Genomic DNA, 18314 nt, shown 5'->3' with positions numbered 1-18314 from the left:
CAGCCGGGAGCCGACCGCGGCGGGCAGTCCCCGTCGGCGGCACCGTATATCATGCTTGCAGCGCGACTTCGTGATGACACGCGGCCGTCGCGTCCTGCACACCAGCAGGCACCACACGGTGGAAGAACACAGTGAGAGGAGGGGTCACGATGGGCATCGTTCAACGTTTCGAACGCAAGCTCCAAGGCGCTGTCGGCGACGTCTTCGCCCGCGTGTTCGGCGGAGGCGTCGTACCGGCGGAGGTGGAGGCAGCGCTCCAGCAGGAAGCGTCGGATCTGGTTCGGCCCCTGGACGGCGGGCATCTGCTGGCACCCAACAGCTACGTCATCACCATCAACAGTTCGGACCACGACGAACTCGCCGGCGACCGAGAACTCACGGTCAAGGCGTTCTCACGCCACCTCGACGATTACATCCGCGATCAAGGCTGGCAGACCTACGGCGACGTGGTGGTTCGATTCGAGCCGTCGCCCACCCTGCACACCGGACAGTTCCGTGCCAGTGGCTCGGTCGATCCCGATGTGGGACGATCGGCGACTGCTGGCCGCAACGCGCAGCAGGGTGCCTCGGCCCCGAAGAACGAATCGGCTCCGCCGGCACCCAGTCCCGTCCCTTCAGCTACGCAGCGACCGTCTGCCCCACCGATGTCGATACCAGGAGCCGGCCACATGACGCAGAACCCAGGCTACGACCCGCAGCGCGATCCCGCGGACGGCCATCGTCCCGATCCGCGCACGCGCAACGGTTACGCCGGTGGCCAGGATCCGCGCTACCCCGCACGTGAGCAGAACGGGTACGACGCCCAGGCCTACGCGCCTGCCGATCACGATCCGCGCTACGACCAGCAGCCGTACAACGGTGGCTACGACGAGCAGTCGTACCCCGAGCAGGGTCAGGCCTACAGCGCGGCCGGCCAGGAACAGGGCTACGACCCCAACGCCTTCGGCGCGCCCGGCGGCCAGGATCAGGGCTACGGTGCCCAGGGTTACGACGCGCAGGGGTACGACGGCCAGGCATACGACGCGCAGGCCTACAACGCGCAGGGCTACAACGGCCAGGGCTACGACTACAACGCCGCCGAGCAGGGTGCCGCGTACTCCGAGGCCCCCTACCAGGAGCAGGCGTACAACGACCCGGCCGGCCGGTATGCCGAGCCTCAGGCCGCCGGATATCAACAGCCCGGCTACCAGCAGCCCGGCTACGACTACCCGCCTGCGCCGGCCGCCTACGGCCGTGGCTATCCGCAGGGTGCGGGCGACCGCGGGGACGGTTACGGCTACGACCAGCCCGCCTCGTACGCAGGGCGGAGCCAGGCGCTCGCCGCCACGCTGCAACTGGAGGACGGCAGCGGCCGCTACTTCCAGCTCCGTGACGGTCAGAACATCATCGGCCGTGGCCAGGATGCACAGTTCCGGCTCCCCGACACCGGTGTCTCGCGTCGACACATCGAGATCCGGTGGGACGGCCGCGTGGCCATGCTCTCCGACCTCGGTTCCACCAACGGCACCACCGTCAACGGCGCTCCGGTGCAGGACTGGCAGTTGGCCGACGGCGACGTCATTCGGGCCGGTCACTCCGAAATTCTGGTTCGGATCGTCTGACGATCGACGTGGGCTCGGGTGGGGGTTCGACTCGCACTCTCGTCCACCCGTATGTCGTCGACACGAGCTGCTTCACCCTATGATGCTGCGAGGCAACCATGTCTGCCGCGCCGCGACTTTGCGCGTGTGCGGAACACGGGTCGATTGCGAAGGAGGAGGTGAATCGTCGTGCAGGGATTGATTCTGCAACTGACAAGGGCGGGCTTCCTGCTCTTGCTGTGGTTCTTCGTCTGGGCCGTCCTTCGCACCTTGCGCAGTGACATCTATGCGGCCGCAGGCATGCGAGTGCCTCCTCGCTACTCCGGCGGCTCGAAAGTTCTCCCGTCGTTCAACAAGCAGAAGGTGGCCAAGTACCTCGTGGTGACCCAGGGCGGTCTCGCCGGAACGCGCATATCGCTGGGCACGCAGCCCGTCCTCATCGGGCGAGCGGACGACTCCACTCTCGTTCTGACAGACGACTACTCGTCGACGCGGCATGCGCGCATCTCGCCCCGCGGCGGAGATTGGTACGTCGAAGACCTCGGCTCGACCAACGGCACCTACCTCGACCGCGCGAAGGTGACCACCGCCGTTCGCGTCCCCCTGGGAACCCCTGTCCGCGTCGGCAAGACCGTGATCGAGTTGCGCCCGTGACCCTCGTCCTTCGCTATGCCGCCCGCAGTGATCGCGGTCTGGTTCGATCCAACAACGAGGACTCCGTGTACGCCGGGGCTCGCCTACTGGCGCTGGCCGACGGCATGGGCGGTCACGCCGCCGGTGAAGTGGCCTCGCAGTTGATGATCGCCGCATTGGCTCATCTCGACGACGACGAGCCCGGCGAGGATCTGCTGGGCAAGCTCGAGGCAGCCACCCGCGAAGGCAACGCGTCCATAGCAGATCAGGTCGAGGACGAACCCGAGCTCGACGGCATGGGGACCACACTGACCGCAATCCTGTTCGCGGGCAAGCGAATCGGACTGGTACACATCGGCGATTCGCGCGCGTACATGCTGCGCGACGGCTCGCTCACCCAGATCACCCGAGACGACACCTTCGTTCAGTCTCTCGTCGACGAAGGCCGCATCACCGCCGAGCAGGCGCACACACACCCGCAACGGTCCTTGATCATGCGTGCCCTCACCGGCAACGAGATCGAGCCGACGCTCACCGTTCGGGAAGTGCGCGCAGGCGATCGATATCTGCTGTGCTCCGACGGCCTCTCGGACGTCGTGAGCGACGAAACCATCGAGAACACGCTGAACGAGGGCGAGACGGGACCCTGCGCCGACCGACTGATCGAACTCGCGCTTCGCAGTGGCGGGCCGGACAACGTGACGGTCGTCGTCGCCGATGTGATCGACCTCGACTACGGACAGAGCCACCCCATCCTCGGCGGTGCCGCCAGCACCGAAGACGAAGAGGACGCCCCTCCGCCCAACACCGCAGCAGGGCGCGCCGCAGCGATGCGTCCCCCCCGTACGACGCCCAAGCGCGTCACCGCGCCGGTTGTCGCACCGGAGAAGAAATCGCACAAGCTGCGCTGGACACTCATTGCCCTGACCCTGGTCGTTCTCGCCGGAATCGGTGCGGTGGTGGCCAATTCGATCATCAAGGGCAATTACTACGTCGGTGCCGACAACAGCAAGGTGACCGTGCTGCGCGGGCTGCCCGGCTCGGTGCTGGGGTACTCGCTGCAGAGCGTCGAACTGATCGGCTGCCTCGACGACGACGGAGCCGTCACGTTGACCGCGCCGGATGCCGCCCCGGCGGACTGTGTTCCGTTCGAGATCGACGATCTTCTGCCTGCTGCACGTGAGCAGGTCACGGCCGGGTTGCCGTCGGGATCTCTCGACGATGCTCGCGGACAGGTCGAGCGGTTGGCCTCCGGGGACCTGCTTCAGGTCTGCGAGACCGAGCCGGTCGTGACCACGACCGTCGAACCGACTCCGACGGCGATCATCCCGCCGCCCGCCGCCCCGCTGCCGCCCACGGTCGAACCCACTCCTGAGGCAGCACCGACCACCACAGCGGTGCCGACACCGACGGTTCCGCAAATTCCCGGCCAGAACTGCAGGACCGGTACTCGATGAGTTCCAATCCGTCCGCGGGAGGATCCTTTCCGAGTCCGCCCGAAGGGTTCGCGCCCGCGCCGGTTCAATCCAACCGACGCGGCATCGAACTGCTGTTGCTCGGCGCTGCCGTTCTGATCACCACGATCTCCTTGGTTCTGGTCGAAGCCAGTCAGGAACAGACCATCACCTGGGATCTGGCGAAGTACGCGGTGGCGTATCTCGCGCTGATGACGGTGGCGCACCTGGCGGTACGCCGTTTCGCTCCCTACGCGGATCCGTTGCTGTTGCCGATCGTGGCGTTGCTCAACGGACTCGGTCTGGTGCTCATTCATCGCCTCGATCTGGCCGACGAGCAGCAGGCCCAGTATCTCGGCAACCCCATTCCGTCCCCCGATGCCAACCAGCAGGTGCTGTGGACGACGCTGGCCATCGCCGGGTTCGTCGCGCTGCTGGTGCTGCTACGCGATTACCGCACCCTGGCTCGCTACGGCTACACCGTCGGACTCGCCGGACTGGTGCTCCTGGCCATCCCGGCCATGCTGCCGTCGGCATTCTCCGAGGTCAACGGATCGAAGATCTGGATCCGACTACCCGGCTTCAGTATTCAGCCCGGTGAGTTCGCGAAGATCCTGCTGCTCATCTTCTTCGCTTCACTGCTGGTGGCCAAGCGCGAACTGTTCACCGTCGCCGGCAAGCACTTCCTCGGAATGGACTTCCCACGGGCACGCGATCTGGGGCCGATCCTGGTCGTCTGGATCGTCTCGGTCGGCGTACTCGTGTTCGAGAAGGACCTCGGTACGTCGCTGCTGATCTTCGGAACCGTCCTGGTGATGATCTACATCGCCACCGAACGCGTCGGCTGGTTGATCATCGGATTCGGGCTGTTGCTCGTCGGATTCCTGTTCGCGTATCAGGTGTTCGGCCACGTCAAGATCCGCACCGACACCTGGCTGCACCCGTTCGACGACTACAACGACACCGGCTACCAGATCGTCCAGTCCATGTTCAGCTTCGCCACGGGCGGGTTGGCCGGCACCGGGCTCGGCAGCGGTCGCCCGTCCCAGGTTCCGTTCGCCAAGACCGATTTCATCATCGCGACGGTCGGAGAGGAACTCGGCCTCATCGGCCTGACCGCGGTCCTGATCCTGTACTTGCTGTTCATCATTCGCGGCTTGCGTACCGCGCTGGCCGTCCGCGACAGCTTCGGCAAACTGCTGGCCGCAGGTCTGTCGTTCACCATTGCCATCCAGCTGTTCGTCGTCGTCGGCGGCGTCACCAAACTCATCCCACTGACCGGCCTCACCACGCCGTATCTGTCCTACGGAGGATCGTCGCTTCTCGCCAACTACCTGCTCCTCGCGCTGCTGATCAAAATCTCCGACGCAGCCCGTGAGCCGGCAACGCCCAAGAAGAAGCCCGCTCCCGCAGCGCCCATCGCGGAGGCACCCACCGAGATGGTGAAGCGCGCATGAACACTCCCCTGCGCCGCGTCTCCATCGCCGTGATGGTCATGGTCGTTGCGTTGCTCGCAAACGCCACCTACCTCCAGGTCATCAAGGCCGACGATCTGCGCACCGACCCCAGGAATTCGCGAGTACTGCTCGACGAGTACTCGCGCCAGCGCGGTCAGATCTCGGCAGGCGGCCAGGTACTCGCGTCCTCGGTCCCGACCGGCGACCGCTACAAGTACCTGCGCACCTACCCGCAGAATTCGATCTCCCCCGCCAGCCCGCAGGCCAACGCGCCGATCACCGGCTACTACTCGATGCTGTACTCGAGCAGTGGCCTCGAACGCGCCGAGGATCCCGTCCTCAACGGATCCGACGACCGGCTCTTCGGCGGACGCCTGTTCGACCTCATCTCGGGCCGAGATCCCCGCGGCGGCAACGTCGTCACCACCATCGACCCCGTCGTTCAGCAGGTCGCGTACGACCAGCTGACCGCCAAGGGATACACCGGTTCGGTAGTGGCCCTCGACCCCGCCACCGGCAACATCCTGGCCATGGCCAGCACCCCCAGCTACGACCCGAGCCTGTTGGCCAGCCACGACGGCAGCACCACCACCGAAGCGTGGGAGAACCTGAGCAACGATCCCGAGAAGCCGATGGTCAACCGGGCGATCTCGCAGACCTACCCACCCGGATCGACGTTCAAGGTGATCACCACCGCAGCCGCACTCGAAGCGGGCGCGACACCGGACGATCAACTCACGGCCGCGTCGAACATCACGTTGCCGGGGACCTCGACGACACTGGAGAACTACAACGGGTCGACGTGCGGCGGTGGCCAGACGGCAACCCTGCGCGAAGCGTTCGCACGCTCGTGCAACACCGCCTTCGTCGAGCTCGGCATCGACACCGGGGTCGACAGGATGCGTGAGACCTCCGCGGCATTCGGCATCGGTGAGGACTCGACCATTCCGCTCACCGTCGCCGACAGCACCATCGGGCCCATCGACGACGACGCCGCGCTCGGCCAATCCAGCATCGGCCAGCGCGACGTGGCGCTGACCCCGCTGCAGGACGCCGTCATCGCCGCCACCGTCGCCAACGGCGGCGTGCGGATGGCCCCGAACCTGGTGCAGCAGCTGCAATCTCCCGACCTGTCGGACCTGTCGAGCTACCAGCCCAAGGCCATGGGCGAGGCGATCAGCTCGGCGACCGCGGCGACGCTGACCGATCTGATGATCGGCTCCGAGAACAACACCAGCGGCGAAGGCAAGATCCCCGGCGTCCAGATCGCGTCGAAAACCGGTACCGCAGAACATGGTTCCGACCCGCGCAACACCCCACCGCACGCGTGGTACATCGGATTCGCACCCGCCGACGACCCCAAGGTCGCCATCGCCGTCATCGTCGAGGACGGTGGCGACCGAGCTCTCGCCGCAACCGGTGGATCCGTGGCCGCCCCCATCGGGCGAGCCGTCATCGCAGCCGCATTGCAGGGGAGGTGAACGTACGGTGCCATTGAGCAACGGGGCTGTCATCGCCCAGCGCTACCGACTGCTGCGCCTGATCGCCACCGGCGGTATGGGTCAGGTGTGGGAGGCGATGGACAACCGCCTGGATCGCCGCGTGGCGGTCAAGGTACTCAAGGCGGAGTTCTCCGAGGACCCGGAATTCCTGCAGCGCTTCAGGTTCGAGGCGCGCACCACCGCACAGCTGAACTACCCCGGAATCGCCGGGGTCTACGACTACGGCGAGACCCGTGACGGCGCGGGCGAATCACTGGCCTACCTGGTGATGGAACTGGTCAACGGTGAGCCGCTGAACGCGGTGTTGGGCCGGATGTCCCGGTTGCCGCTCGGCCATGCCCTCGACATGCTCGAACAGACCGGCCGCTCCCTGCAGATCGCGCACACCGCAGGCGTCGTCCACCGCGACGTCAAGCCGGGCAACATCCTGATCACCCCCACCGGGCAGGTCAAGATCACCGACTTCGGCATCGCGAAAGCGGTCGACGCGTCGCCGGTCACCAAGACCGGAATGGTCATGGGCACAGCGCAGTACATCGCCCCCGAACAGGCACTCGGCGAAGAGGCCACCTCGGCTTCCGACGTCTACTCGCTCGGAGTCGTCGGATACGAAGTACTCGCGGGCACGCGGCCGTTCGTGGGCGACGGCGCCCTGACCGTGGCCATGAAGCACGTCCGCGAGACGCCGGCACCCATGCCGCTCGACCTGCCCCCTGCCGTACGCGAACTCATCGAGATCACGATGGTCAAGGACCCCGCCGCGCGCTACGCCAACGGTGGCGAGTTCGCCGACGCCGTCGCCGCGGTCCGTGCAGGCCGTCGCCCGCCCGCACCCGGAAACTCCCGCGGTACGGGCACCGGCCGGGTCATGATGCCGGGCGTCGTACCCAGCCCTGCGGCACCGCCGTCGAGCACCCAGATGATGCCGACATCGCAGCGCGAGTACCGCGGACCGGTCACCGGAACGGCAGCCGCCGCAGTCCCCGAGTCCACCGGAATGTCGTCGGCGCAGAAGGCCCTCGCCTGGGGCGGCGCCGGACTGCTGCTGCTGGCCATCCTCATCGGCGGTTACGTGCTGTTGACCGGGGGCAGGGACGACACGCCGACTCCGTTCGTGCCGCCGACCACCACGACCACGCAGCCGACCACCACCACGACCACAACCACCGAACCCACGACGACCACGGAAGAAACCACCACCGAAGAAACCACGACGACCACGACGACGACCACAACCGAGGTGCCGACGACCACCGAGGAAACCACGACGACCACGGCCGAGCCGACGCAGACGACGACGAGACGGCCGCTGATCGAGATTCCATTCCAGCAAGATCCTCGAGGACAACAATGACGACTCCCCGTACGCTGTCCTCTCGCTACGAGCTGGGCGAGATACTCGGTTTCGGCGGCATGTCCGAGGTTCATCTGGCACGTGACACTCGGCTGGATCGCGACGTCGCCATCAAGGTCCTGCGCGCCGATCTCGCTCGCGACCCCACGTTCTACCTGCGCTTCCGACGCGAAGCCCAGAACGCGGCCGCCCTGAACCACCCCGCCATCGTCGCCGTGTACGACACCGGCGAGGCCGAGACCGAGGCCGGACCGCTCCCGTTCATCGTCATGGAGTACGTCGACGGCGACACCCTGCGCGACATCGTGCGCGCCGAGGGACCCATGGCGCCGCGTCGGGCCATGGAGGTCATCGCCGACGTCTGTGCTGCACTCGATTTCAGCCACCGCAACGGAATCGTGCACCGCGACGTCAAACCCGCGAACATCATGATCAACAACGCGGGCGCCGTGAAGGTGATGGACTTCGGCATCGCGCGTGCCATCGCCGATTCGTCGTCGCCGATGACCCAGACCGCCGCCGTCATCGGGACCGCTCAATATCTCTCACCCGAGCAGGCCCGCGGCGAACAGGTCGACGCTCGATCGGACGTCTACTCGCTCGGATGTGTGCTGTTCGAGATCCTCACCGGCGAACCGCCGTTCAAGGGTGATTCACCGGTCGCCGTCGCCTACCAGCACGTGCGCGAGGATCCTCAGCTGCCGTCGCTGGTGAACGACACCGTGCCGCGCGAACTCGACTCGATCATCCTCAAGGCGATGGCCAAGAACCCCGCCAACCGCTACCAGAGCGCCGCCGAGATGCGTACCGACCTGGTCCGTGTCCTCGGAGGTCAACGCCCGAGCGCCCCGATGGTCATGAACGACGAGGACCGCACCACGATCCTCGGATCGGTCGACTCACGGCAGGCAGACTTCTCCGGCGCGGACAAACCGGCCGCAGCCGCCGCACCCCGTGCGTCGAGGCACGCCGAACGCGAGGACGAACCCAGGAGCCGTCGCGGCCTCAAGATCGCCCTCGTTTCCGCGGCGTCGATCATCGTCGTCGCGATCGTCGGAGCATTCCTGTGGTCCCTCGGTCCCGGAGCGGAGCCCACGTCCGTCACCGTGCCGTCCGTCGCCGGACTCGTCGCGGACGAGGCCCAGCGGGAACTCGAGAACGTCGGACTACGCGTCACCGTGCAGGAGAGGCCGGATGCGTCGGTCCCCGAGGGTTCGGCGATAGGCACCAACCCGGCCGCAGGGTCGCAGACCGAATCACCGGGAGACATTCAGCTCGATGTCTCCTCGGGCCCGCAGCAGGTGCAGGTGCCGCGGCTGACCGGACGAACGCAACAGGAGGCGGCAGACGCCTTGAACGAGGTGGGCCTCGAACTCGATCCCACCGTCGCCCGTGCGCCGTCGACGCCGGAGAACCTCGACAAGGTCATCGAGCAGAACCCGTCCTCGGGCGTGAGCATGAACGCCGACTCGCAGGTTCGCATCACGCTCGGTTCGGGGCCTGCACAGGTCCGGATGCCCAACGTCGTCGGCCAGCTCGTCGACGTCGCGCAGCCGAACGTCGAGGGTGCTGGGCTCCGTGTCCAGATACAGAACATCGACTCGAGTCAGCCGGTGGGACAGGTCGTCTCGACGGACCCGACCGGTGGTGCCAACGTCGCCGAGAACACCGTCGTGACATTGAGGGTCTCCAACGGAGACAAGATCCCGATGCCGGACCTGTCCGGCCTCACCGAGGCTCAGGCCCTGACAGCGCTGGAATCGGCGGGGTGGACCGGAACTGCATCGAACCTGTCGACGTCGAGGCAGTCGACACTCGACCCACTGATGGTCGGGCGAATCGTCAACCAGACGCAACCGGCAGGCTCGGAGATCAGCAAGACCGACACCATCACTGTGAGCATCGGGGCGCTGGGAATCCCCAGCGGCAACTAGCCGCGTCGAGGCCGGCTCAGGCGAACGCCTCGGCGACCTGGGCTTCGAGCTTGGAAACCAGACCCTGGTCGGTGGGCATCCCGCAGACGGTCAGCCAGTTCGCCAGCATGCGGTGACCGCCCTCGGTGAGGATGGACTCCGGATGGAACTGGACGCCGTGAATCGGTAGTTCGGCGTGCCTCATGGCCATCACCAGACCGGATTCGGTGCGCCCGATGATCTCGAGTTCGTCCGGGATCGTGTCCTCCCGGACGGTCAGCGAGTGGTAGCGAGTGGCCGTGAACGGCTCGTTCATCCCCTCGAGAACTCCGACGCCCGAATGGTGCACCAGGCTGGTCTTACCGTGCAGCAGTTCCGGGGCCTTCTCCACCGTCGCACCGAAGGCTGCACCGATCGCCTGATGGCCCAGACAGACCCCGAGCAGGGGCGTCTTCGCGCGAGCGCTGGCCGAGACGAGATCCATCGTGGCACCCGCGCGCTGCGGCGTGCCCGGCCCGGGGCTGAGCAGAATGCCGTCGAACCGGCCAGCAACGGCGTCACGGTCGGTGAGGCGCTCGTCGTCGTTGCGCCAGACCTCGACATCGGCATTCAACTGGCCCAGGTACTGGACGAGGTTGAAGACGAAGCTGTCGTAGTTGTCGACGACGAGAATACGCATGTGGACAGCGTACTCAGCGAGGCTGTGCATACCGCATGCGCACCGATTCGGAGTACGCGGGCACCGAGAGGTTCTCGGACGCAGCGACGTCGTAACGGAGGCCGTATCGAAGCGCGTACTGCTCGTACAACCGCACACCCGGCTCGTTCTTCAAGGCCGCGCGCAACCGATCCGAATCTCCGATCGCCGTCATCACGTACGGCGGACTGTACGTCCGCCCGCCGAGCAGAAGGGTGTTTCCGATGCACCGCGGAGCCGACGAGGCCACCAGGCGTTGATCCTGCATCGCGATCGCCGACGCGCCGCCGGCCCACAACGCGTTGAGCACGCTCTGGACATCGACCTGATGAACCACCAGATCGTCGACGGACGCGTCGGACGCATACGAGCCGTCCGGTCCACGGGGAGCGTCGGCCATCGTGACGGTCACACCCCCACCGGACGCGGGCTCGCGTCCCGCCGCGTCGGCCAGGGAATCGATACGCACCAACGCATCGGCAACCTCGGTGTCCCCCGTCGCAGTGCGTTGCTGGATGGACTCGACCTGCTGCTCGAGCGCGTCCCGGCTCCGCTGAGCATCGTCACTGCTGAGTCGGGCCGCATCGACCAGATCCGCGAGCCGAGTGGTGTCGCCGCCGCGCAGCTCGGAGCCGTCCGAGACATGCCTGGTGGTGCCGAGCAGCAGACCCACGACAGAGCAGACCACCACGGCGAGCACCCACCAGCGCGTGTCGGCGGGGGCAGTCGATCGTCGTCTCACGGGTGCTCGCAATTTGTCCGGTGGGTCGGTGCTGGGCTCACCTGCGTTAGCGTGTACAGCAACCGGTTCGGTGACCGTCACGGTCCTCGAGGTGACAATAGCCTGGGGATGCGCGGCACCCGCCGATCCACAGGTTCCGACCGTAAGTTGTCCACAGGTACGGCCGCAGTGCCACCGGCCGTCACGAACACGAAGAGGAAGCAATGCCGAAGTCGAAGGTACGGAAGAAGAACGACTACACGATTAACCCGGCGAACCGTACGCCGGTCAAGGTCAACGCCGGGCCGTCACCGGTCTGGTATGTGGTGCTGATGCTGGGATTCATGCTGGTCGGGCTGCTGTGGCTGATCGTCTACTACCTGGCTTCCGAGGACATCGCCTTCATCGGGAACCTCGGTGCCTACAACTTCCTGATCGGCTTCGGGTTCATGGTCGTCGGACTCGTGATGACCATGCGGTGGCGCTGAGAGCCGACCGAGTTACATCGATGTCATTCATCCCCAATGTGGATAAACCCTGTGGATAACTCTACGAACGATCCACAGGGTGTGTACGAACAGCAGTGGGCGACGCCCCTCGTCGCCGTCGCAGCCCTGGTCGTGGGCGGAATTGCGCTCGGAATCGGAGCTGCACTCTCATCCACCGACGCAGCCGGAACATTCCTCGTCGGCCTCGCCGCCGTCGGAATGTGGATCATCGCAGCACTCGCCGCCGCACAACGCCCCCGACTGGCCATCACCCACGACGGATCACTGGTGATGAAACGCCTCGGCGGCAAACGCACGTACACCCGCAATGACATCGTCCGCATCAAAATCGTGAAATACCCACGACTGGGCCGACGCGTCCCGATGCTCGAACTCGACGTCCGCCCACCCGGCGAAGACGACGACCGACTCATCATCTTCGGCAGATGGGACCTCGGAACCGACCCCCGAGATGTGTACGACGCACTCGAAATACACGGTCTGGTGCCCCGCAACTCCTGACCGCCCGGCCCCCAGGGGTCACTCAATGTGACATTCAGTGGCCTTTTGGGGGGTCGATGTCACATCGAGTGGACTGGCTAGAGGCCCATGTGGGCGCGCAGGTCGAGTACACGGATGGCGATGATGCCCAGTGACACCAGAGCGACGGCGATGACCGAGAGCCAGGCCATGGACACGCCGGCCATGGTTCGTTGTCGACCCGTGTCCGGGGTTCGTCGGGAGAGGAACACCAGACCGGCGGTTGCGGCGGCTCCGGCGACGAGTCCGCCCATGTGTCCCCACAGCGAGATGCTGGGGATCGAGATGCTGATGAAGATGTTCACTGCGATGACGATGAGGATGGGTGCCGGGCTTCGCTTGAGCCGCAGCAGGATGACGGCCTGCGCGCCGAGGAGGCCGAAGACGGCACCGGACGCGCCGACGGTGAGCGCCAGTGGGTTCTCCAGCAGCATCACCGACGCGCTTCCGCCGAGGAGCGAGAGGAAGTAGACGACCAGGTAGCGGGTTCGGCCGAGCACGAGTTCGACGTCGCGACCGATGATGTACAGCGCGAACATGTTCACGAGCAGGTGGATCGGCCCGTAGTGGACGAAGCCGCTGCCGATCAACCGGAACACATCGCCGTCGGAGACGAGCAGGCTGTTGAGAGCCCAGCTGCGCGCGAGCGCGGATCCGGAGGTGTTGTTCATCGGATCGCCGGACTGTGCCACCGTGATGCCGTAGACGATCACGTTGACGGCGATGAGGGCGTACGTCAGTGGGGTTTTGGCCGATCGTGCCATGGGTGCACCGGCGACGGTCTGCGCAGTGCGGATGTTCTTGTTGCCCTCGCGCACGCAATCGACGCAGTGCTGTCCGACGGCGGCGGCCTGCAGACACTGCGGACATGCCGGCCGGCCGCAGCGCGAACAGGCCAGGCCGGTGGGGCGATCGGGATGTCGGACGCACACCGACTGGGGTGGGTTGGGCTGGTCGCCGTAGGCGCCACCCCAGCCGGGGTTCGTCATCTTGTCGAGAGTCCTTCGGTCAGATCAAGAGATGGTGACGTTGTTGATGACGACCTCGTCCACCGGGCGATCTCCGCGGCCGACCGGCGTGCTCGAGATCGCGTCGACGACCTTCTTCGACGCCTCGTCGGTGACCTCACCGAAGATGGAGTGCTTGCGGTTGAGGTGCGGGGTCTTGCCGGTGGTGATGAAGAACTGCGAGCCGTTGGTGCCGGGGCCGGCGTTCGCCATGGCCAGCAGGTACGGGCGATCGAAGGAGAGCTCCGGGTGGAACTCGTCCTCGAACTTGTAGCCCGGTCCGCCTGCACCGGTGCCGGTCGGGTCGCCGCCCTGGATCATGAAGCCGTCGATGACGCGGTGGAAGACCGCGCCGTCGTAGAACGGTCCGGTCTTGGCACCCGATGCGTTCTGCGTCGTGTACTCCTTGGATCCGTCCGCGAGACCGACGAAGTTCGCGACGGTCTTGGGGGCGTGATTGCCGAACAGTTCGATGACGATATCGCCGCGGTTGGTGTGCAGCGTGGCCGTTTGGGTCTTGTTTGGTGAAGTCACGCCCTCCATCGTGCCATCTCGGGTGATCGGGCAGTTCACAACGGGCATCGAGTCGGATGTATCGGAAGGGTTCAGCGGGGGCGTGTTGTGGAACAGTGAGGGTATGACGAGCACAACGAAGCCCGACCGGGGTCGGTCGACCACCGGTACCGCAGCGTCCGCGCTGCTCGGAGCCGCATCTGCCGCAAGCAAGGGTCCGGCCGGAGTGGGCCTGCTGTTGGCCAGACAGGGTTACGGGCTGGCACGCAAGCAGGCCGCGCAGCGGCGAGCGGTGACCGCGGAACGTATTGCCGAAGCGAATCGCACCCCAGCGCTGGTCACGGTCGACGCCGGATCGCGTCGGACCCGCCGAATACTGGTGTTCGGTGCCGCTGCTGCCGTCGTCGGAGGTGTCGTGTTCTTCCTCGGTCGCCGTCGCAACGAGGTGCCCCCGCCTGCCGACGTTCCGCCGAGTCTGGCCGACTACGACGACACGCCGTCATAGGTACAGAGCTTTCTGCAGCAGGTCGAGCAGACCCGGCCTCGTTCTGATCACGGCCTCAGCGCCGCGGTCGGCGACGACCAGTGCCGTGTTGTGTCCGCTGGTGGTGCCCTCGGTGAGATAGTCGCTGTGACCGATCGAGCCGCGGGCACCGTCGGACGGCTCGGTGGACAGCAGTGTGACTCCGTCGAGTGCGCCCGGATCGCGGCCGAACGCGGCGAGATCGGCGACGATATCGCCCTGGGCCTCCGCTACGAAGGCGTGTCCGACGGGAAGCTGAAGGTCTGCGAGGCTGTGGGTGCCGAGCCCCGGTGACCCGAGAGCTACGAACTCGTCGACTCCCGTGTCACCTCGGAGCGCGGATGCTGCCGTGAGGGATCCGTAGGAGTGGGCCAACACCGACAGATGCGGATCGCTCGCACGCGCGGCGTCGAGACCGTTCAGAAACGGAACCAGTCGATCGGCTCCCGCCTGCGCAGCCGCACCCGAGACCACGGTCCGATTCGGATCGAGCAAGCTCCACCCCACCTGAGGGGCTTGGTAGTCCAGCCAGGTCACGGCAGCCGCAGATTGCGGTGCGTCTTGCGAAACAAGTTGCTGCACAGTGCTTTCGAGGTCCTCCATGTCGCCGTCGTAGCGGAGAAGATGACCGTGCACCGTCGAGCCGAGACCGGGCACGAAGACGGCGACATGGGTTGCGGTGTCGACATCGCCGACCGCCACGGCCGCCATCGTCTCCTCGTACGAGGAATTGTCGAGGACAAGAAGCTGTCGAGCTCCTTGCGCCAGCGTCGCGTCGATCGCATCGAGTGATGCCAGCCGTGTGCGAGTCTGCTCGAGTCCGGCATCGGCGTCACTGAAGATTCCGCCGAACACGTTGTCGTCCAACTCTTTCTGCAGTTCGGCCTCGACGGCGCGGAGGCGGATACGCTCGGCGGCCAACACTCGGCGGTTGGCGCTGTCCCGTACCCGTCCAGGCAGGCCGTCGAGATTGCCGATCAGCGCGGGCTGTTCGACGAGCAACCTGGTTCGTGCCGCAGGCGAGAGCGCGCTCCAGAAGGCAGCATTGGCCGCCGGTGACCCGTCGCGCGGCACCGAAGCCGCAACTGCCGCCGCGACGGAGGCTGCGGACGTTTCCCCGGCGAGGCGTCGGGCAAGGAAGTCGTCGAAGTCCGTAGCCGTACGAATCAGCTGCGCGATTCGCTCGGCGAGCTCGTCACGGCACCGCCGCCGCTCTCGCATCGTCGACCACAGATCCACGAGCGCAACCGAATACGACGCTGCAGCGTCGGACACCGAGCCATCGGATTCGACCGCGAATCGCTCGTCCGCCGCTCTCTGCTCCACCGAGCGGAGGGCAGCGACCAGACTCTGCATGTCGATCGAGGCATCCGCGGTACAGGTCGCGATCCGAAGCAACTCGGCTGCGATGTCTGCCAGATCGGATCGGATGCGGCTCATCGCCTCACGCGCCGCCTCGGCCGCAGGACCGTCCCAGCCTGTGCCCATGGCCGCGTCCGCTACCGAATCGTGCACGGCAGTCACTTCACGCCACCGCCACATCAGGGCTTCGGACGCGGCTGCCAGCACTCGGCTGTCCCATGTTCTGAACTCGTCGAGAGTGACCATCGCGTATCCCCCGCAGCATCGTCGTTGTCGACGAGTCAACGCGAGAAGTGCACCGCGCGGGAAAATCTATCCCCAGCCTGTGGATGAAATCTGGGGATCAACGCTGCATCGGCGGAGTGCTACTGCGCGATCCTGCGAATCGGTCCGCTGTACCCGGCGTCGGGATCGGACGGCCGACTCGTCCTCGGCGGCCGGCTTCGCTTCGCCCGGTACAGATCGGCGTCGGCTGCCCGATATATCTCACCCCAGCGGCGACCCGCGGGCATGCAGGCCAATCCGACGCTCCACTCCGCACGATGAGCGCGGCGCAGTCGCTCGATGATCTGCCAGGCCTCCGTTTCGAGAACCCCCGGCATGAACAGCACGAACTCGTCTCCGCCGAGCCGACCGAGAACGTCACGTCGGGTCAACTGCCCCTTCCATGCCTTCGAGACCCGGGCGAGCAGGACATCACCGGCAATGTGGCCGTACTCGTCGTTGATCTCCTTGAAATTGTCCAGGTCGAGCACGGCGAGGCTGACCGACAATCCGCGAGCGGCACATGCCGGCAACATCTTCTCGATCTTGGACTCGAACCCGAATCTGTTGAGCAGGCCGGTCAGAGCGTCGTGCGTCGCGGAATAGCGCATTCGGCGCGCGAAGACACCGAACACCTCCGTGGCACCGACGATGCCGAGCGCCACGAGGATGTAACTGATGAACGGCGTGCCGTACGGCGCGATCGCGGCTCCGATGACCGCTGAAACAGCAAGCACTGCAACCCAAATGCCTGCACTGCGTTCGGACCAGAACGCACCGATGTGCATGCCGAGGAACATGGCCGCCTGGACGCAGATCAAGAACGCCGGCATGGTGTCGCTGCTCCCCAGGGCACAGGCGAGGGCCATCACCGACAATGCGGTCGCCAATCCCACCGCCTGCTTGGGGCTCGGCACACCCGCCCTTGCCAGCACCACGATCGCCGTCGGACCGAGTATCAGAGCCAAAGCGGCCAGAACCTGCTGCGCACCGGTCAGATTAGACCACGACGCTATCGCGCTGGCGGCGTACAGAACCGTGGTGACCGCCGCGAACACGGCGAGCATGCGTCCGGACTCGTCGAACCTGAGCCTGCTCACCAGTCGATTCCAACCGTGCAAGACCATGATTCGGCCGACTGGAGGCAGCATTCACCGAAAGGAACACCACCACTCACCCGATACCCCCCAGGCACCATCGGCCCTCCCCACGCACTACGGCCATCGCCTCACATGACCCAACGATGCCCGGACTCTAACACCTCCGAGACGTGATCACGACTCTGGCCGGCGAAGACGTAGCAGGTCAGGACGCCTTCTCGGCGCGTGCCGCCTCCCTGGCAAGCAGACGATCGCGAGACTCCTCGAACTTGGTCGCCTTGACTGCCAGGTCTTCGACGAAGGCTGCCAGCCGATCACGATCCCGCTCGCCCTCACCCGTGAAATCGTTGCGCTCGAAGATCTTCCACTTGCGCAAGACAGGCATCAACACCTCGTCCAGATGCTGCCGCAGGTCGTAGATCCCGTGCTTGGCCAAGGTCATCGCATTCTTGCGGAAATTGGGCATGTTCAGACCGGGCATCTGGAAGTCGGTCGCGACATCGGTGATGGCGCGGACCATCTGATCGGGCACCAGATCCAGCGACGCCTCACCGAGGTTCCGATAGAAGATCATGTGCAGGTTCTCGTCCGCGGCAACACGAGCCAACATTCGATCCGCCACCGGATCTCCGCACGCCAGACCCGTGTTCCGGTGCGACACCCGCGTCGCCAACTCCTGAAACGTCACATACGCCACCGAATGGAGAAAATTCGCGCCATCCATCGGCGCATCGACGCCCACCGTCATGTGATGCATTCGAGCCCGCTCCAGCTCCACCGGGTCGACCGCTCGGGTCACGACCAGATAGTCGCGCATGACGATGCCGTGGCGATTCTCTTCCGCAGTCCAACGCCCCACCCACGTCCCCCAGGCACCGTCCAACGAGAAGTTGTCTGCCAACCCCCGGTGATACGACGGCAGATTGTCCTCGGTGAGCAAATTGGTGATCATCGCCGTGCGAGCCAGTTCCGACAACGACGACTGCTCCAGAGACCAGTCCTGCCCACCCATCGCCGCGAAGTTCCGACCCAGATCCCACGGAACGTAATCATGCGGATGCCATTCCTTCGCCATCGACAGATGGCGATTCAAATTGGCTTCCAGAGTGTCAATGGCCAAGTTGAAGTCCCCGCTGGTGGCCAGGTTAAAGGCCCCGGCCCGTGTTGATGTTTCCGGTTTGTCAGGGGCGGTCCTTTCGGTGTTGT

General features: G+C 65.7%; 17 protein-coding genes. 10 read left to right on the top strand and 7 right to left on the bottom strand.

Annotation, left to right across the window (positions count from 1 at the left end; translation table 11 throughout):
- Window positions 1-149 precede the first annotated feature (149 nt).
- The 7 genes from CH296_RS09815 to pknB all read left to right on the top strand — a co-directional run bounded on the left by CH296_RS09815 (window position 150) and on the right by pknB (window position 9914).
- On the top strand, window positions 150-1601 hold the full coding sequence (locus CH296_RS09815) for a DUF3662 and FHA domain-containing protein (protein WP_094684611.1): 1452 nt from the start codon (window positions 150-152) through the stop codon (window positions 1599-1601).
- A 168-nt stretch (window positions 1602-1769) separates the two neighbouring features.
- Entirely contained in the window at window positions 1770-2234 is a 465-nt protein-coding gene (locus CH296_RS09810; protein WP_032397005.1) for an FHA domain-containing protein, read from the top strand.
- Entirely contained in the window at window positions 2231-3670 is a 1440-nt protein-coding gene (locus CH296_RS09805; protein WP_045197786.1) for a PP2C family serine/threonine-protein phosphatase, read from the top strand. Before CH296_RS09810 ends, CH296_RS09805 begins: the two co-directional genes overlap by 4 nt.
- A complete protein-coding gene (locus CH296_RS09800; RefSeq protein ID WP_032397003.1) occupies window positions 3667-5124 on the top strand; it encodes an FtsW/RodA/SpoVE family cell cycle protein in 1458 nt (485 codons plus the stop codon). Before CH296_RS09805 ends, CH296_RS09800 begins: the two co-directional genes overlap by 4 nt.
- Window positions 5121-6605 (top strand): penicillin-binding protein 2, encoded by a 1485-nt coding sequence (locus CH296_RS09795; protein ID WP_094684610.1) that lies wholly within the window; start codon window positions 5121-5123, stop codon window positions 6603-6605. The genes CH296_RS09800 and CH296_RS09795 overlap by 4 nt, the downstream gene beginning before the upstream one ends.
- Window positions 6606-6612: 7 nt before the next feature.
- Window positions 6613-7980 carry a serine/threonine-protein kinase gene (locus tag CH296_RS09790; protein WP_094684609.1) on the top strand — a complete coding sequence of 456 codons (1368 nt, stop codon included), beginning with the start codon at window positions 6613-6615 and terminating at the stop codon, window positions 7978-7980.
- The gene (gene pknB / locus CH296_RS09785) at window positions 7977-9914 is read left to right on the top strand and encodes a Stk1 family PASTA domain-containing Ser/Thr kinase (RefSeq protein ID WP_032397000.1); all 1938 of its coding nucleotides are present in this window, start codon (window positions 7977-7979) and stop codon (window positions 9912-9914) included. Before CH296_RS09790 ends, pknB begins: the two co-directional genes overlap by 4 nt.
- Before the next feature lie 16 nt (window positions 9915-9930).
- On the opposite strand, the gene CH296_RS09780 is transcribed toward pknB, so the two are convergent.
- Both CH296_RS09780 and CH296_RS09775 read right to left on the bottom strand, forming a co-directional pair.
- The gene (locus CH296_RS09780) at window positions 9931-10572 is read right to left on the bottom strand and encodes an aminodeoxychorismate/anthranilate synthase component II (RefSeq protein ID WP_094684680.1); all 642 of its coding nucleotides are present in this window, start codon (window positions 10570-10572) and stop codon (window positions 9931-9933) included.
- Between the two features lie 13 nt (window positions 10573-10585).
- Window positions 10586-11332, bottom strand: a complete 747-nt coding sequence (locus tag CH296_RS09775) for a DUF881 domain-containing protein (protein WP_094656798.1) — start codon at window positions 11330-11332, stop codon at window positions 10586-10588.
- A 203-nt stretch (window positions 11333-11535) separates the two neighbouring features.
- Here CH296_RS09775 and crgA point away from each other — a divergent pair, with 203 nt between their 5' ends.
- The gene (gene crgA, locus CH296_RS09770; RefSeq protein WP_032396997.1) at window positions 11536-11799 is read left to right on the top strand and encodes a cell division protein CrgA; all 264 of its coding nucleotides are present in this window, start codon (window positions 11536-11538) and stop codon (window positions 11797-11799) included.
- Between the two features lie 36 nt (window positions 11800-11835).
- The gene (locus CH296_RS09765) at window positions 11836-12321 is read left to right on the top strand and encodes a PH domain-containing protein (RefSeq protein ID WP_094684608.1); all 486 of its coding nucleotides are present in this window, start codon (window positions 11836-11838) and stop codon (window positions 12319-12321) included.
- A gap of 77 nt (window positions 12322-12398) precedes the next feature.
- On the opposite strand, the gene CH296_RS09760 is transcribed toward CH296_RS09765, so the two are convergent.
- Both CH296_RS09760 and CH296_RS09755 read right to left on the bottom strand, forming a co-directional pair.
- Window positions 12399-13328: a rhomboid family intramembrane serine protease gene (locus tag CH296_RS09760; RefSeq protein ID WP_045197780.1), complete on the bottom strand. Its 930-nt coding sequence runs from the start codon at window positions 13326-13328 to the stop codon at window positions 12399-12401.
- 24 nt (window positions 13329-13352) lie between these two features.
- Window positions 13353-13889, bottom strand: coding sequence for a peptidylprolyl isomerase (locus tag CH296_RS09755; RefSeq protein ID WP_094629007.1), 537 nt, complete (start codon window positions 13887-13889; stop codon window positions 13353-13355).
- Window positions 13890-13983: 94 nt separating this feature from the next.
- On the opposite strand from CH296_RS09755, the gene CH296_RS09750 reads away from it, so the two are divergent.
- Window positions 13984-14364 (top strand): hypothetical protein, encoded by a 381-nt coding sequence (locus CH296_RS09750; protein ID WP_141214685.1) that lies wholly within the window; start codon window positions 13984-13986, stop codon window positions 14362-14364.
- Here CH296_RS09750 and CH296_RS09745 read toward each other — a convergent pair.
- The 3 genes from CH296_RS09745 to CH296_RS09735 all read right to left on the bottom strand — a co-directional run bounded on the left by CH296_RS09745 (window position 14359) and on the right by CH296_RS09735 (window position 18228).
- Entirely contained in the window at window positions 14359-15990 is a 1632-nt protein-coding gene (locus CH296_RS09745; RefSeq protein ID WP_094684607.1) for an alpha/beta hydrolase, read from the bottom strand. The genes CH296_RS09750 and CH296_RS09745 overlap by 6 nt on opposite strands.
- A gap of 119 nt (window positions 15991-16109) precedes the next feature.
- Window positions 16110-17108, bottom strand: coding sequence for a diguanylate cyclase (locus CH296_RS09740; RefSeq protein ID WP_235386946.1), 999 nt, complete (start codon window positions 17106-17108; stop codon window positions 16110-16112).
- A gap of 205 nt (window positions 17109-17313) precedes the next feature.
- Window positions 17314-18228: an acyl-ACP desaturase gene (locus CH296_RS09735; RefSeq protein ID WP_256980398.1), complete on the bottom strand. Its 915-nt coding sequence runs from the start codon at window positions 18226-18228 to the stop codon at window positions 17314-17316.
- Window positions 18229-18314 lie beyond the last annotated feature (86 nt).

This window comes from Rhodococcus sp. 14-2496-1d, assembly GCF_002259365.1.
GTDB lineage: Bacteria > Actinomycetota > Actinomycetes > Mycobacteriales > Mycobacteriaceae > Rhodococcoides.
Note: the sequence above shows the minus strand (reverse complement) of the source record. Positions and strands in the feature narration are given on the sequence as shown.